We start from the raw sequence: 16,107 nt of genomic DNA on the forward strand, positions 1-16,107 counted from the left end.
CTAAGGGTGCTCGCTTCACCGGGCAGCGACGACGCCGTCGCTGCGAGGATCGCTGGCGCCCTCGAGCAGTCCATCCGGGTGCCAGACGATTGCGCCGGCGTGGCCCATGAATTCCTCGAACGCACCGACCACCTGGATGTCGTGGCCGAGCGCCCGCAGCGCGTCGACGACGGCAGGATCGAAACGCGATTCGATCTTGAGATTGTTGTTCTCCTCGCCCCATGTGCGACCGAGCAGCCAGCGCGGCGCGGTCACTGTCGACTGAAGGTCCTGACCGTGCAACGCGTAGCGGGTGAAGATCGCCGCCTGGGTTTGCGGCTGCCCTTCGCCGCCCATCGTGCCGTAGGACAACAGCCGGCCGTCGCTGAGTTCAGCCATTGCGGGCTGAATGGTGTGGAACGGCAGCCGCCCAGGTTCCAGGCGGTTGATATCGGTCTCGGCGAGACCGAAGCTCGTCCCACGGTTCTGCCAGGTGACCCCGCTTTGGGGCAGGATGACGCCCGAGCCGAACTCCCAATAGATGCTCTGAATGAAGCTGACGCTAAGGCCGTTCCGGTCGGTCGCAGCGAGCCAGACCGTATCGCCCTGGGCCGGCGGGTCAGGCCAGCGCGCTGCATGATCGACGGCGACCGTCTTTTCGAGCGCCGCAATGGACTCGTCGGTGAGAAACTCGGCCACCGACCGCGCCATGTAGTCGGGATCGGTCACGTAGCGATTGCGGATGCGGAACGACGCCTTCGTGCTCTCGACCAGCCGGTGCAGATGATCGACCCCGTCCGCCTCCTTCGCCATGCGCCGGGCATAGAGCGCAAGAATCAACAGCGAGGCCAGGCCCTGCGTCGGCGGCGGCATGTTGAACACCTTGTGCCCGGCCACATCGACCGACAGCGGTGTCACCAGCGCGGCTTGATGCTGCTCCAGATCGAATAGGCGGAGCGGGCTGCCGAGCCGTTCGAGATCAGCGGCCATCGAACGCGCCAGGTCGCCGCGATAGAAATCGGAAAGGCCGGCTTGCGCCAGCTGCCGCAACGTGTCTGCCACGCGCGGCTGCCGCAACCGCGCGCCGACTGCAAGCGGAACGCCCTGCGGCAGATAGACATCGGCAAAGCCCGGCACATCCTGCAGCTCAGCGCGCTTCTTCGAGGTGTTGTCGTGCAGGGTCTGGGTCACGGCGACGCCATCGGCGGCGTAGCCGATCGCGGGTTCGAGCAGCCGCGACAGCGGCATGCGCCCCCCATGGCGATCGCGGCTGAGCTCATAGGCCTTCTGCCAGCCATCGACGGTCCCGGCGGCGGTGAGTGCCGCGAGCGGTCCGCGGCTTGGGATGGTGCTGCAGCCATGCTCGCGATACCAGGCGCGGCTGGCGCCCTTCGCCGACCGTCCGCACGCCTGGATTCCGACCGGTGCGGAGCCCGCCCGGCCGACCAGCCAGAAGCTGTCGCCGCCGAGGCCGTTCATATGGGGATAGACCACCGCGATCGTGGCGGCGGACGCAATCATCGCCTCGACCGCATTGCCGCCTTCGGAGAGGACGGCGAGCCCGGCCTGCGCCGCAAGGTGATGCGGCGCGGTCACCATTCCGCTATAGCTTCGCTTGGTCTGCAGCATCAAAGCGTTCTCCGAAAGCAGCAGATTGTAATAATATTCTTACTTACATTGTCAAGCAGCCGTCGCCTCGCCGCGGCGGCGCGAACGGCTGGCGGAGGTGCCGCGCGAGGTGGATCAAGGCGAAGCGGAAATCGGCCGCGCAAAGCTGCGCGTCAGCGGCAGCGGGGCGCCGAATTCCCGGAGGCCCTGAATCTGTTCCGAAAAAGATGCAAAAAATGTAGTCTCCCGAACCATGGCGACGATCCACGAATTCGGCCCCTACCGCCTCGACGCGGAAGCCGTGATGTTGTTTCGAGAGTCCGAACCGGTCGCGCTCGGGCGGCGCGCGGTGACGCTGCTTCGCCTGCTTGTCGAGCAGGCCGGAACGCCGGTTTCCAAGGACGCATTGATGCAGGCGGCGTGGCCGGGGCTTGCGATCGAGGAGAGCAACCTGACTGTGCAGATCGCCGCTCTGCGGCGGGTATTTGCCGACGTAGAGGGCGGCGCGACCTGGATCGAGACCCTGCCGCGCCGCGGCTACCGTTACGTCGGGCCACTGGTCGCTGCCGAATCCGGCGCCGGCCTGCCCACCTCGCCGGCACCGACGGTGCCGGATGGGCCGTCGCTTGCGGTGCTACCGTTCTCGAATCTCAGCGGCGATGCCGCGCAGGAATATTTTTCCGACGGAATCACGGCAGACATCATCGCCGAACTGTCGCGCTTCCGCTCGCTGTTCGTTGTCGCCCGCCACTCCAGCTTCGCCTACAAGGGCAAGACGCCCGAGATCAAGCGAGTCGGCCGCGAACTCGGCGTCAGGTACGTGGCCGAAGGAAGCGTGCGCAAGATCGGCAGCCGGATGCGGGTGACCGTCCAGCTTCTCGATGGCGCCAGCGGTTACAATCTCTGGACCGAGCGCTACGACCGCGAACTCGAGGACATCTTCGCCCTGCAGGACGAGATCGTCCGCGCAATCGTCGCAGCCCTTCCGGGCCGGCTCGAGGACGCCGGCCGCGAGATCGCCAGACGCAAGCCGACCCCGAGCATCACCGCCTATGACCTGGTTCTGCTGGGCAACGAGCGGTGGCGTCAATTGACGGTGAAGGGCATGGCGGAAGCCAGGCAGTTTTTCCGGGACGCCGTCGCGCTCGATCCGCAATATGCCCGCGCTCACGTCAACATTGCCTGGACTATCGTCTGCGACGTGTTTCTCGAATCGCCCGGCATGGCGAAGCTCGACGACGCGCTGAGCGAGATCGAGACCGCGCTCGACATCGACGGCGGCGACGCCTGGGCCCATGGCGTCTTCGCGCAATTGCTGTTCCTGCGTCGCGAGGACGCCAAGGCCGAAATCCATTTCAGCCGGGCTCTCGCGCTCAATCCAAACGACGCCGACGTCGCCGCCGTTTTCGCGAACATTCTGGTCTACTGGGGACGGTGGCGAGAGGCCCTCACATGGATCGGTGCGGCCAAACGACTGAATCCCTTCCCGCCCAATCTGTACCACTGGTACCACGCGCTCGCGCTCTATTCCGGGCGCCAGTACGATGAAGCAGTCAAGACGCTGATGGAGGCGCGATCCCCCGACCGCTGGTCGCACAGTCTGCTTGCCGCCTGTTATGCGCAGATGGGTCGGCTCAGCGAAGCGCGATCCGAAGCCGAAGCGTTCGTCACGGAACGTTGTCGAGAAATGAGCGCGAACGGCGCAACGCCGCCAGCGAACACCCTCGATCTCGTTCGAGCACGGGCAGAAAGGTACAGAATTTCTGCCGAACGCGAGCACTTCCTCGACGGCTTGCGCAAAGCCGGCTTATCCGGCTGAGCCGTAACGAGGGTCACAACAGGCTGTTCGAAATGACCGACAGCGGTGCTCCGCCTCGGCTTGCTTCAACCTCAAATTCCTGAGCGCCGAGGCGGTCTGGATTGTGCAATGGTGGAGGATCGACGCTTGGCGTGGCGAGATTCATAGCCCGTGGTAGCGGGGGAGCGTTGCCGCCATTCCCAACACTCAGAAAAACGCCTCCAATGCGCGCTGTGCGGAAGCAGCTCTTCATAGAGGTCGAGGACGAAGGGGAGCGTCTCCGCGGAAAACCGCAGCCCCCGATCTTTGAATCTTTTGGATCTGGCCTGGGATCAGCTCAATCTGAGGAGATCGAGCATTGGAAAACTCCATGAAGGCGTCTGAGGTTTCGAATATTTGATTCACGAGCCCGCGATGCTCTGGTTCAATGATGGAGTAAATGTCGGGTTTGTCGCACCTCCACCATCCTGACCATAGTTCCGCTTTCTTCTCATTGGGATCAAAAATAAGGATGAGCGCCCCTCCGTCCTCATAGATGAGCTCGGCGGGCACGCAGCCGTGTTTGATCAGCGTTTGCAGAACGTGGCAGAACTCATACCCAAATACGTACACATCAGGCTTTAGCTTAACGACTATGGGTTGGTCTGCGTTATCGTACCCGAAGGAATCGGTACTGCTTGGCGGTTTAATCACTTTGATGCTTCCCGCGCTTGCGCCATGAAGCGAATCGCTTAGCCGCCTGCTTGGATCAGTGATCCTGGTCGGTCAGCCGATACATCAGGCGCTCACCTCGATACCCTTGAGAGCATTAGCCGTCCGTGCCCGACGCTCTGAGATACGTCGCTCTATGCCGCGCCGGCGATCGGGTATCGGAACCTGCGAATCCCGCACGTTGCTCCTTCGCCGGACAAGAATTCGCCGATCAGCTACCCTGCGTTCCGTACCCACTTTTCGGTCGTCTCTCCGCACCACGCTTGCCGATCCGGCGATCGCTCTTCCCGGACGGACGGCGTAAGCCCTGCGCGCCACCACTTCGCGGAGCGCCAGCCAGATGAACTCGCTGTTGGTGGAAAGATATCGCCGCCATAACTTGCGCGGCTCCATCATCAGGCGCCAGAACCACTCGAGACCGAGCGATTGGAATAGCCGAGGAGCGCGCCTGATAAAGCCGGCCAAGACGTCGAAGCTGCCGCCGACCCCCAGAATGACGGGAACTTGCAGCCGATCCCGATAGCGTTCACTCCATACCTCCTTGAACGGGGACGGCAAGCCGATAAAGAGAATGTGGGCGCCGCTGGCTCGTATCTCATCGACGATAATTTCGTGCTCGTCCGGACCGAAGTAGCCGTTCCGAAAACCAGCGATCTTCAGCTGCGGAAAGCGCGCCTCGCAGACCCGCACGAGCTTTTCGACGACTTGCTGGTGCGCCCCTAGAAAATAGACACAAAGTCCGTTGGACGCGGCCCCCCTTAAAAGTCCTTCCATCAGATCGATGCCGGCCACGCGTTCCGGCATGTGTTGACCTGACGCTCGTATTGCCCAAACCACCGGCATACCGTCCGCCACCGTCATATCGGCCGCGGAACATGCGTGCGCCAACTCCACGTCTCGCCGCATCATGCAGAGATGCGACGCATTGATCGTCATCACGACGTGAGAACTGTTCGAGCGGAGACAGATATCGACACAGCGCTGCGCCGCCTGATCGAGCGTAACCGCATCAAATTCGACGCCCAATAGGCTCGCGTGTTGCTTCATCTGCTCAACTCCCCTGCGGCGATTGCCGGCTGGCTTGCCACCGAGCCACTTGCTCGGCGTCCAGGCGAGCCGTGGCAGCTCGTTTACCCAGTCTCAGGCACGCGTGCTGATACGTACGAAGAAAACGTCTGAACTCGAGGTCATTATAGCGCGGCAACCCCTTTGCCCAGCTGCTGAAGTAACCCCAAAGCATCGCGATGCTTCCGATGAACATTGGGTGCGCGCGAAGACGGGAAGCCGCCACCGCCAGATAGTAAAACGGCGAAGTGCCCATGAAATACTGACCGAAGCCAGCACGAATTCTGCCTGCCCAGATGCTCTTCTGGCTGGCCCCTTGCGGACGAAGGTGGACGAACCGGATTGGCTCTGAATCGACGCTCTCCGCGATCCAGCCCAGCATTCTGGCGCGGTGGCAATCGATGCCATCCCACATGACTTGTCGCACGAATCCTCCGATCTGCTCGAAGCACTCAACCCGATAGAATTTCGTCATCCCAACCGACATTTCGTCGCCGCAGACCTCGGGCACGAGATCACTGGTTTGGGGATGAACGAACCAAGGTTTGCCTGAGGTCGTCCCGATACGTGGATTATCCTCCATTCGCTGCATCAGCAGCTCGAAGTAGCGAGGCGGCAGGTCGAGATCCATATCAAGCTTGCACAAATAGCCGAAGTCGCCGAGCGACACTTGATCGAGACCATCATAAAACGCCTCAATCACGCCGGGCCCTACCCGCCGATGGCCTCGGTCATGGCGGCGCACGACGCGCAGATAAGGCAACCGCGCCGCATACTCTTCCAGAATCCGTGGCGTCTCGTCGGTGGATCCGTCGTCAACGACGATCCACAGCGCAGGCGGCACCGACTGTTCAGCCACGCTGTCCAGCGTACGGCAGAGATAGGCTCCCTCATCGCGGCAGGGCGAAATCAGCACATACCTGCGCGGCGTGGCGCTGTGCGGAACACCTGAAGCGCGCCTGTCAAGCTCGTCCACAGGTCTACTCCCGGTAATATCCTTCGGACCTGACGCCATTTCTTGCCTCGATGGTTCTAAGCTCGACGGGATCGATCTGGTTGAGCACAATGGTCGACACGCGCTCACGGATGAGCTGCGTTACCGACAACGCTTCGAGCACGCTCGTGCGCTTGGTCTGACCGCATTCCACAACGAAGACGAACTCATCGATGAAGCGCTCGATCAGCCTTGCATCGACGACCGACATGATCGGCGCCACCTCCACCACAATGTAGTCATAGGACTTCCGTGCGACGGCGAGCAGGTTTTCCATTTCCCGCGAGCCCAGGAGTTCAGCAGCGTTGGGAATCCGAAGCGCGCAGGCATTCGGCAGGACATCCAGCCCCGAATGCGGTCGCTTGCAAACAAACTCGCCAAGACGGGAGGGATCTTCCAGCGCTTCGAAAAGCCCGACCTTCGCATCCGGGGACAGTGCAGTCGTGAGATTCCGGAGATGAAGGTCGGCATCGATCAACAGCGTGCGCGATCCAGAGGACGACAATATGAGCGCGGCAAGATTGGCGGCAACGACAGTCTTTCCCTCTTTCGAAACCGCCGACACGACGCCGATGACTTTGCCCCCGGTCAAGGCGGACGAAAGGTCGAGCATCGCCTTCACATTGCGAAAACCTTCCGCGAAGCGCGAGAAGGGGGCAGCAAGGACATGCTCCTCGATTGGCAATTGACCAGCATAGACGAAGGGCAGTCCGATGCACCGCATCTCGGTCACCTGTTCGACGGCCTTGGGCGTACGGAACACATCCGCCATCCATTCACGTCCGAAGGCAGAGCCTATGCCGAGAAACAGACCGAGAACAATGCTGCCTGCCGCCACGACGAGGGTTTTCTTGGAACTCTTTGTCAGCGGCGGAACCGCTCTCGTGATGATCTGCGCACTTTGGGCCGGAAGCGTCTCCGCCTGCGCCGCCTCGATCTCCTTATGCTTTTGCAGGAATCCGCTATAGAGATTGCGCAGCGCCTCGGCAGCGCTCTCGAGTTCGCGCAGCTGGCTTCCGGTTTCCGCGGAAAGCTTCGCGGCGGTGTCTTCGAGTTCAGTCTGTCGTGCCCTAGCGACTTCGTATTCGCTGGCGTAGGAATCGGTAATGCGCCCCTCGTCGGACCGAATGGCGGCGTCAACGCCGTTGAGCTGCGCACGAAGCTTGACGACAGCCGCGTGCTTGCGACCGACGCGAGCTTCCATCTCCGCAAGCCGAGACGCAAGATCGCGCTTTTGCGTGCGGAGACGTGCAAGTTCGCTGTTGTTGAGTGCGAAGTTGATGACCGCCGCTCGCTTGTCGTTGAATAGCGCGTCCGTCGACACGGCCGACGGAATCCCGTTTGCCTCTGTCCGCTTGATCCGGTCGAGACGCTCCTTTGCTTCAACTGCCGCGAACTTGGCATTCATCAGCTGGGTATTCAGACTTGCCAGGAGCTCGGTATCCTGAGCGCCAGTGCTGCTGAGATTGTTAGCCGTCTTGAAGTCCTGCAGCGCCTTGTCAGCATCGGCCACCTGCTTCTTCAGTTCGATCAGCCGCTCCTGCAGCCACTTACTCACCTTCTGCGTTGATTTCAGCTTTGCGTCCTGCAGGGACTCGAGATAGCTATCCACGATTCCGTTGGCGATCTTCGCGGCCTTCTCCGCGCTCTGCGACTCGACCGTTACGTTGATAACGTTCGCGACATCCTCACGTGCAACAGTCACCCGCTTCAGCAGAGATTCGAGCGCCGCTCGTTCAGCGGCTGCAGTGGCTTCCGCCGTGCTGGAGTTCCCGTCTGTGGCGCTGCCAAGTGCAGATCGCCCGGCAAACTCGCCATCACTGGCCAGACCCAGCGAGCGAATAACCGGAAGCAGGACCCTGTCTGATGACAGTACGTAGAGCTGACTGCCGACCTCCACTTCATCCATCGTCGGCTGATCTACGATCTTGTTCGTCTGCAGATAACGATTGAGACTTCGATCGATGAGGATGCGTGCACTGCTCTTGTAGGGCGCCTTCATGACCACAACGGAAGCCACGGCAACCGCCAGCCCAATCAACAGCCCGATAACGGGCAACCGCCATTCGCGGCGCAGAACGTCGACAATGTCCCATAAGCCGAAAGCGGGACGGCCCGCCGCAGGCGGACCATAGTCTTCCGCAAGTGGCTGGCCGTATTCCTGAATAACCAATTGATTGGTTCTGGTGTCCATGGCTTCGTTTGATCAGTGGGCCGGTTGGGGAACCGGCGACGGCGGTTTCGTATGCATCTCGGCATTCGACAAAAGATTGACGCTCGCTATGCCATCAGCTGGATGTTTCGGCCGACGGACATTCAGAAGATCATGCACGATCAGTTTGCTGGCGCGCCCCTCACCGAACGGATTGGCACCGAGAGACATGGCTTCGTGCTCCGCTGGCACATCGAGCAGGCGCTCGACGCCTGCAACAATGCGAACCGGATCGGTGGTGACCAGGCGAGCGACGCCGGCGTCAACGGCCTCCATGCGCTCGCTGGTATCTCGCATGACAAGCACGGGCTTCCGAAGCGCCGGCGCCTCCTCCTGAATTCCACCGGAATCCGTGAGGATGAGATACGAACGCGTCATGAGGTAGACGAACTCGGGATAGTTAAGGGGTTCGATCAGGAAGATATTCGACGCATCGCGCAGATGGTCGAACACCGGCCCGCGCACGTTCGGATTCAAATGGACGGGATAGACGATCTGAATATCGTCCCGCCGACTGATCGTCTTCAATGCCTCGCAGATTTGCCGGAACCCGGATCCAAAGCTCTCGCGCCGATGTCCAGTCACGAGGATGAGCCGCTTCGAGGTATCGAGCCATGAGTATTTCGCTTCAAGCGACCGACGAAGCTCGCCCGGTTGAGAGATATTTGAAGCCATACGAAGCAGTCCGTCGATCACGGTATTGCCGGTGACAATGACGGCGTCTGGCGGATACCCCTCCTTCAGCAGGGCAGAACGCGCCCGCGACGTCGGTGCATAATGCCTCGTCGTAACGACGGCAGTGACCCGCCGATTGGCCTCCTCCGGCCACGGACTCATGAGATTGCCGGTTCGCAATCCCGCTTCGACATGCCCGACACTGACCGACCGGAAGAACGCGGCAAGTGCAGCCGCCGTACTGGTTGCGGTGTCGCCCTGTACAAGAACGTAGTCCGGATTGTAGTCGGCGATGATCGGATCGATTCCGGTCATGACCGCGCTGAACACTTCGCTCAACGACTGGTTCGGTCGCATGATGTTCAGGTCGTAGTCAGCCTTCAACGAGAAGGCCGACATCACATCATCGAGCATCTGACGATGCTGGCCCGTCACGCAGACGCGCGTATCAATTCCTTCTGCTTCGCCCAGCGCAAGCACAAGCGGTGCCATTTTGATCGCCTCTGGACGAGTACCAAATACGCTAAGAATACGCATGAACCCCGACGCCGCCTGTGTTCAATGATTTGCCGTGTTGAATATTTTTGTCGTTTCGAAATGATGCGGCACGCTACCGGATTTTCCCGACGCGTTCATCGCCAACGTTGGCTCGGCACATGTTAAATGAAATTTATAGCTAATTCTCGGAGTTGCCGCAGAGCGCGTTGCGCATCATCGAAGCCGGCTGTTGTCAGGCGGTTCCAGATTTAACCTTTTCGGGTTAACGCGCACTCAGTCATTGTCCGCTGACGTTCTTCGCTACTGCCAGCGAGTTCCAGATTTAACTTCTCCAGGTTAACGCGGATTCGCTGTACCGTTCGCAAATCTTCGCCGATGCATCCTCGTGCTTGCATTCGGAACGGCACGGCGGGAATGCCAATGCGCGTGCAATGAACCCCACAGGCTCGCATTATCCAATTTCGGTAAAACTTGTACAAAACAAGATTAAATAGCGTATCTGGACTAGCGTTGATTGGCGCCATTGCGCGCATCGTGACGACGATCAACGCGCAACTCGCTCCTGGTCGAGAGATTCCGGAAGTCGTGTGGCCGGCACTTTCCGGCATTTGATAGGTCGGAGGCAGCGCCTCGTGGAAGGCAAGGTTTTACTCCTCTCGCAGCGTCGGATTTCCGATCTTGTTGCATTTTGCCTCAGCTATGAGTTCGAGGACAATTTGGCGGCGATGACGCGCGCCGATCGGTTCGATGTTCAAAATCGCGCTGCGCTGGAGTTCTCGCGACGGGTCTACAAGTGGACGCGCCTTGCATCAGGATCGACCAAACTGGCAGGTGTGCTGGCACCCTCCCCGCCGCAACTGCGGCTGCAACGTGATTACGAACTGTTCTTCCCGATCTTCAGCAATGCGTATCAACTTCACTCACTCGCCGCGATTCCCGACTGGCGCAAACGGTGTCGCAAGGCCGCATGCTTCATCACTGAAGTCTGGGCAGACGACATCCCGGAGTATCTGGTCGAGCTCCTATCCGGATTTGATCATATATTCGTCGGCCTGCATCACTGCGCACCGCAGATTGCGCGAATAGCAGGTCGACCGTGCAGCTATCTGCCGCTGGCGGTCGACGTGGAGCGGTTCGCGCCGAGGCCCGAGCAGCAGCGATCGATCGCCGTGTGCAACATCGGGCGTCGTTCGGCGACGACCCACGCCGCGTTGCTGGCCGGCGCCGAGAGAGAGCGCTTCTTCTACTACTACGACACTGTGGCGGCGAGCGGTTCGAACCGAAAAGAAAGGACGTTCCGGGTCGACAATCCGGAAGAACACCGCATCATGATTGCGAATATCCTGCAGCGCAGCCGCTATTTCATTGCCAATCGCAGTCACGTCAACAACCCGGAATTCACGGCCGGCCGTGATGAGATTTCCGCTCGCTACTATGAAGGCGCTGCAGCCGGGGCGGTGATGGTTGGAGAAGCGCCGCGCACCGAAGAGTTTGCACGGCAGTTCGACTGGCCCGACGCCGTCATTCATGTACCCTTCGATTCGCCCGACATTTGCCAGATCCTCGAAGCGTTGGACGCAGACCCGGCGCGACTGCGAGCGGTTCAGAACGCAAACGTCCGGGAAGCCGCGCTGAGGCACGATTGGCTCTACCGCATACAGACGGTATTCGACATCCTCGGTATTGCTCATACCGATCAGATGCGCGCACGAGCCAACCGTCTGCGCCAGATCGCCGGATCCTTTGAGCTGCCAGCGGCCGCCTGAAATCGTCGCCCTCGCGTGGTGCGGAGCAATGCGGCGTTTCCGCCGGTTTATGGTTAACGGCCTGTTAAGCGGCGGCTGCTACATCCCGGCAGGTCGGCGATCCTTTTCATATGATCGCCAGGGTGTCGCGAACGTCCGCAATGGCGGACAAACGTCAAGCTGCGTATCCAGGCATGAAACGCTCCAGTCAGCTCCCCTCGGCTCAGGCGGCCATCCTCAATGCGCCGCCCTTGCCACGTCAGGCAGACAGGCTTGCTGCACCTCTGCGACGGCGTGGCGCCTGGACGCAATTCGTCGAAGCCCGCCTGCGCGAGCCCGTAAATCCGGAACGAAATCCCGCCGAGCCGCCGCCAGACAGTCCGACCGACAAGCAACCGACGATCCTCGGCGACAATCCGAGCTTGCCAGGCGGTGGGCCGACGAATGAAGCCCACCCGGTCCCCGACTTGGAACACCTGCAGCCGATCGTGCTCCCGCAGGATGAGGTCAGTCTGCGCCTGAATGAGGCCGCGGAGAACATCGGCCGCTGGACAAATGTGGCTCCGCCTGATGCCGGACCAGACGACGGGTCCGTCTCCTCTGCGGCCGATCCAAACGATGCTTCAGCGAAGGAATCCGACAACGACACGCAGCCAGCGCCACCGGACTCGCATGCCGGCTCAGCCGTTGCCTCGTACACGCCCGAAGCAGATGAAGGAGAGGGATTCAGTCCGGCCGCGGACCCAGGTCCGAACTCGGTGCCGCCGGCATCAATCCGTCCAGCAGTGCAACCGCCCGTGCACACCAGCACCGCCGAGGCGAGCGTCGCGGTGCAGAAACAGCAGATCATACTGATCGACAAGCTGATCGCGGAAGAACTTCAGAGCTCGCCGCGAGACCGACGTTCCATCACCAGCGAATGGAAAGTGCGCAACTTTGTGTGGTTCCTTGCTCCGACAGCGGTTCTGCTGGCGATTGGCACTGGAATGCTCATGCGGGGCAATGTTGCATCCGTGTTCAATACAACACCCCAGGTTGTCAGCCATTCGAACGCGACGCCCGTTCAGTCGCCACCGCAAAGCAGACGCAAGCTGAAACCGGCAATTGCCACGTTCGTACATCGTGCTCCGATCGAAGCAGCCGCGCCCGCTCCACCCGCACGTTCACTGCCGACGACATATGGGATTTTTGCGTCAAGCATCGGGCGGATGATCCGGCTCGAGCCGATGAACATCCGCCTTCCCGACAGCCGGATCGCCGTGTCGGTATTGACCACGAAGCCGGGCACGGTTGTGGTGCCGCACGGCCCGCTTTCGTTTGTCGCGTATCAGCGCGAGCTTATGACAAGCGCGCCCGACAACGCACAATTGCGCATTCTCGCCCAGGTGGCACGAACACCGTCGTCACCGGCAGTCGCTATGGCCAACGATGCCTGGGCTATCCGGTCCGTTTCCGTCGACCTGACCGTAGCGCCGGTCCCTGAAAGCCGCGAGATGGTCGAGCTGCAGCCAGTGAACCCAGATCTCGTCCTCTCACCCGGCCGTTACGTGCTGGTCTTCAAAAACCAGGCCTACGACTTTGTCGTAGCCGGCAAGGTTACCGATAAGGCTCATTGCCTCGAGAGGGCGGAAACGCCGGACGGCGACAGGTTCACCGAGTGCCGCAGGCTCCCGTAATGTAGGGCGGCCCGGTCCTAGGGCGGCGTCGACGCGACCGCGGCCGGCGGCAACTTTGTCGCTTTCGCAGTGGCAACACCGACGCTGAGCTGGCCGGTCTTGCGCCAAAGCAGCAACCCTGCTCCGCCGCCGATCGTACAGATCGCAAGCAGCACGATTTCACCGCGCCCCAATCCACCAGAGATCAGTGCGTCGGGCAGCATGCCCAGACCCATCCAGAAGAGCTTTTGCCACTGGTAGGAGTCGTACCTCTTGCCAAGATTGCGACGCTTGAACCACAGATCTTTCGCTTCGCGCGAAAACGGAAGGACACGTCGGCACACGGCCGGCACAAGGCGAAGCGTGAGCAGCAAGGCAAGAAACATCGTCAACGCGACCACGATACGATCGTCGCCGCCGGACAGCAGTCGGAACACCGGCAGAATGCAAAGGCCGAGGCCGATCCTCAGGAATGCCCCGGCGGGCCAGGTGTCCAAGTTAATCAGGAAGCGCTCAACGGAGGTCATGGGCGTAATCCAGGATCAGGAGTTGACTTGCAGTCGTACAATGCCGAAGTCGCGTAGCAACGACCACGCGAGTTGCAGTGGCCGCGTGATCCTGAAGACCCCGATCACGACGGTCAGGTAGGCCGTCACACAGATCACGCTCGCGACGGGAATTCGCAGCAACCGCGGCAATTCCTGCAGGAATGCGTCCTGTATCGAGGAGGCGACCGCGACGGCGACCAGCGCAGCAATGGTCTGCGGCGCTGTCGCGCGCAGGACGTCCCCGATTGTGATCCCGACAGGCCTGCCGGCGTAGACCAGCGCTGGAACGAACAGCACGAACATGGTGACCGTGTAGGCGATCGTCACTCCGATCACGCCGAACGGCAGTCCAGCTGCAAGCGCAACCAATTGGCAGATTGCACTGAAGATGCCCCATCGCATCCACCGATCTGGACGCCCGACAGCGACATGGACCCAACCGAGAGTTCGCTCGATGCAGTCTGCAATGCCGCGAATGGCGAGGATACAGAGCAGGGGGCCCGCGGGAGACCATTTTTCTCCGAGAAGCACGATCACGATGTCATGAGCGCTCACGGCCAGGGCCGCGAAGGCAGGTCCCGAAAAGTAGCAAAGCAATGAAAGCGCGCCTTCCCAGGAACGCTTCAATTCGGCCGCACTGTGCTGGAGCTTGCTCAGTCCCGAAACCGCGATGTTATGCAGCGGCTCACTGAGAATCGACAGCAGGTTGTTGTAGATCGTGAAGGCGTTCTGAAAATAGCCAAGCGGCCCTGCCCCGAGGAAATACCCCATCGCGATTCTGTCCGCTGAACGAGCGAAGCAATCTGTCACGGTGAAGCCGGTGACTCCCAGCCCGAACCGCAGCAGTTCCTTGACCATTGGCGTAAGTCCGGGCCTGCCTGGGATCCATCGACAGGCGGTCCAGGCTCCCACGACGGTCAAGGCCGATGTTATGATCGGCTTGGCGATCAGCGCCCAGTAGCTCCAGCCCGAAAGCGCCAGTCCGACGCTTGCAGCGCTTCCGATGATGTTCGCCGATATGTCGATCATCGCGATGCGGCGAAACTGCATTGCCCGACGCATCAGCGCATAGTGTTGCGTCGACAAGGCCATCATCAGGAAGGTCACCGACAATGCCAATGCCATGCCCGCGAGCGATGGCTCGCCGAAGGCACGCGCTATCCACCGACCGGACGCAGCCAGCACGACAGCCAGCACGACGCCGATCAGAACGTTCAGCCAGAACAACGTGCTGACCTCGGCTCGTGAGATGCTGCGCCGCTGGGCGGAGGCCTCGCTCATCCCGAGATCGACGAAAAGGGGCGCGAAGCCGATCAGGGCCAGCATCATGGCCACCAACCCGAAATCGTGCGGTCCGAGCAGTCGCGCCAGCACGATCGTCGAGGCCAATTGAACGAAGATATTCAGTCCACGCGCAGCAATGAACGCTACGCCGCTGTGCAGCGACCTGCGGCCAAGGCCAGAATATGGCTTGTTGTCCGCAAAATACTGATCGGTACGTTCGTTCCGATGCACGCGCCGTTCCCGTTCAATTCGCTGGATTCTGGCCTTGAGGTACCCGCTCAAGCCAGATTTCTCGCCAATAGGGATAGATGGCGCGCGGGCAGAAGCGGCGGCAGATCGCATAGCGCGCCTCACACACGACATCCTTCAGGATGATCGCGTCCGTCTTGAAACGGACCATCTTGCATGAGCCTTCGTCGATGATTTGCTTTTGACGCCTCTCGACCTCGTACTCGCGCTCGGTGAACGGCACCATCTCCGGATCGAAATACAGGCCGCGATTGCGGTAATTGCTGTCCAGTGTCTCGAGGATGTCCTTGTACGGCTTGACGCGCACGACGTCGCCCACCTGCAGATCAAGCCGGGACTGCGGGACCTTGCTACCCTCCGGCACACCGACGGGCCTGATCGGATAAGGCACGCCACCTCTCATGCGCTGGAATGTGTCGTAGATCCAGCGCATCGCGGTGCCAATGCCGAGCCCTGCTTCGGTGACCGTGCGCCAGACCGAGAACGTCAATCCGGCGACGAGGTCCTGCAACCGAACGTTACCCGAAGTGTAGTCCTCGACATACTGACGCGGATCCCACCACTTCAGGGGTTGCGTGGCGAATTTGACCTGTGTGTTCTGGCAAACGTAGGTCGGCTCGGTTTCGCCGACCTTCGGCGGATGCTTGATCGTGCTCCACAGCGTATCCTCGCTGCAGCCGCCTGACCTGAACGGCTTGTCAGCGCCATCTGGCGACGGCGTTTTCTCGCCCGCCGGCTTCAACCAGGCGTCCTTCCAGAATATCAGACAGGCTGCCTCACAGCCGTCATGAGCCGCGCCGTTGCAGCGAATGTTCTCGAGATGGACCGTGTTCAGCATCTTGCGCCCGCCGATACCGAGCGCGGGATCGCAGGTCTTGTGAGCTCGCTTGCCGACGCGAAGCCTCTTGCCGCAATGCTTCAGCATCTCGGGCATGAAGGGCATTTCCTCCAGGCGGCCGTTGGCATCCAGCGTCGCGAGGATCTCCTCCTTGCTTCTGACCTCCACCAGGTCACCAGCGCGAAAGATGCTTGAAAATAGCGTGCTCATATCGTGCGCCTTGAGATACACCCTGCAATCAGAAATTC

At 60.8% G+C, this 16,107-nt stretch carries 11 protein-coding genes; 3 read left to right on the forward strand and 8 right to left on the reverse strand.

Annotated elements, in window-relative coordinates; genetic code table 11:
- Positions 1-15: 15 nt before the first annotated feature.
- A complete protein-coding gene (locus ACZBJS_RS13315) occupies positions 16-1,608 on the reverse strand; it encodes a gamma-glutamyltransferase family protein (RefSeq protein ID WP_316393924.1) in 1,593 nt (530 codons plus the stop codon).
- A gap of 283 nt (positions 1,609-1,891) precedes the next feature.
- Between ACZBJS_RS13315 and ACZBJS_RS13320 the strand changes: the two genes are divergently transcribed.
- Positions 1,892-3,406 carry a winged helix-turn-helix domain-containing tetratricopeptide repeat protein gene (locus ACZBJS_RS13320; RefSeq protein WP_456828468.1) on the forward strand — a complete coding sequence of 505 codons (1,515 nt, stop codon included), beginning with the start codon at positions 1,892-1,894 and terminating at the stop codon, positions 3,404-3,406.
- A 756-nt stretch (positions 3,407-4,162) separates the two neighbouring features.
- Here ACZBJS_RS13320 and ACZBJS_RS13325 read toward each other — a convergent pair.
- Genes ACZBJS_RS13325 through wecB form a run of 4 tightly spaced genes read right to left on the reverse strand, consistent with a single transcriptional unit; the run spans position 4,163 to position 9,579 of the window.
- Positions 4,163-5,143 carry a WecB/TagA/CpsF family glycosyltransferase gene (locus ACZBJS_RS13325; protein WP_057017407.1) on the reverse strand — a complete coding sequence of 327 codons (981 nt, stop codon included), beginning with the start codon at positions 5,141-5,143 and terminating at the stop codon, positions 4,163-4,165.
- Positions 5,144-5,147: 4 nt separating this feature from the next.
- Positions 5,148-6,137, reverse strand: coding sequence for a glycosyltransferase family 2 protein (locus ACZBJS_RS13330; protein WP_463438787.1), 990 nt, complete (start codon positions 6,135-6,137; stop codon positions 5,148-5,150).
- A 4-nt stretch (positions 6,138-6,141) separates the two neighbouring features.
- A complete protein-coding gene (locus ACZBJS_RS13335; RefSeq protein WP_316393918.1) occupies positions 6,142-8,349 on the reverse strand; it encodes a GumC family protein in 2,208 nt (735 codons plus the stop codon).
- Between the two features lie 12 nt (positions 8,350-8,361).
- Positions 8,362-9,579: a non-hydrolyzing UDP-N-acetylglucosamine 2-epimerase gene (wecB, locus tag ACZBJS_RS13340; protein WP_082653799.1), complete on the reverse strand. Its 1,218-nt coding sequence runs from the start codon at positions 9,577-9,579 to the stop codon at positions 8,362-8,364.
- A gap of 593 nt (positions 9,580-10,172) precedes the next feature.
- On the opposite strand from wecB, the gene ACZBJS_RS13345 reads away from it, so the two are divergent.
- Complete coding sequence (locus tag ACZBJS_RS13345; protein WP_253606972.1) at positions 10,173-11,306, forward strand: glycosyltransferase family protein; 1,134 nt, start codon at positions 10,173-10,175, stop codon at positions 11,304-11,306.
- 140 nt (positions 11,307-11,446) lie between these two features.
- A complete protein-coding gene (locus ACZBJS_RS13350; RefSeq protein ID WP_463438788.1) occupies positions 11,447-12,961 on the forward strand; it encodes a hypothetical protein in 1,515 nt (504 codons plus the stop codon).
- 17 nt (positions 12,962-12,978) lie between these two features.
- Here the strand turns inward: ACZBJS_RS13350 and ACZBJS_RS13355 are convergent, their stop codons facing one another.
- From ACZBJS_RS13355 to ACZBJS_RS13365, 3 genes are read right to left on the reverse strand one after another with little or no spacing between them, the layout of a single operon-like run.
- Entirely contained in the window at positions 12,979-13,467 is a 489-nt protein-coding gene (locus ACZBJS_RS13355; protein ID WP_253638771.1) for a hypothetical protein, read from the reverse strand.
- Positions 13,468-13,482: 15 nt separating this feature from the next.
- The gene (locus tag ACZBJS_RS13360) at positions 13,483-15,054 is read right to left on the reverse strand and encodes a lipopolysaccharide biosynthesis protein (RefSeq protein ID WP_316393915.1); all 1,572 of its coding nucleotides are present in this window, start codon (positions 15,052-15,054) and stop codon (positions 13,483-13,485) included.
- The gene (locus tag ACZBJS_RS13365) at positions 15,017-16,069 is read right to left on the reverse strand and encodes a hypothetical protein (RefSeq protein ID WP_463438789.1); all 1,053 of its coding nucleotides are present in this window, start codon (positions 16,067-16,069) and stop codon (positions 15,017-15,019) included. Before ACZBJS_RS13365 ends, ACZBJS_RS13360 begins: the two co-directional genes overlap by 38 nt.
- Between the last annotated feature and the right edge of the window lie 38 nt (positions 16,070-16,107).

The organism is Bradyrhizobium sp. KZN70725, from assembly GCF_055264925.1.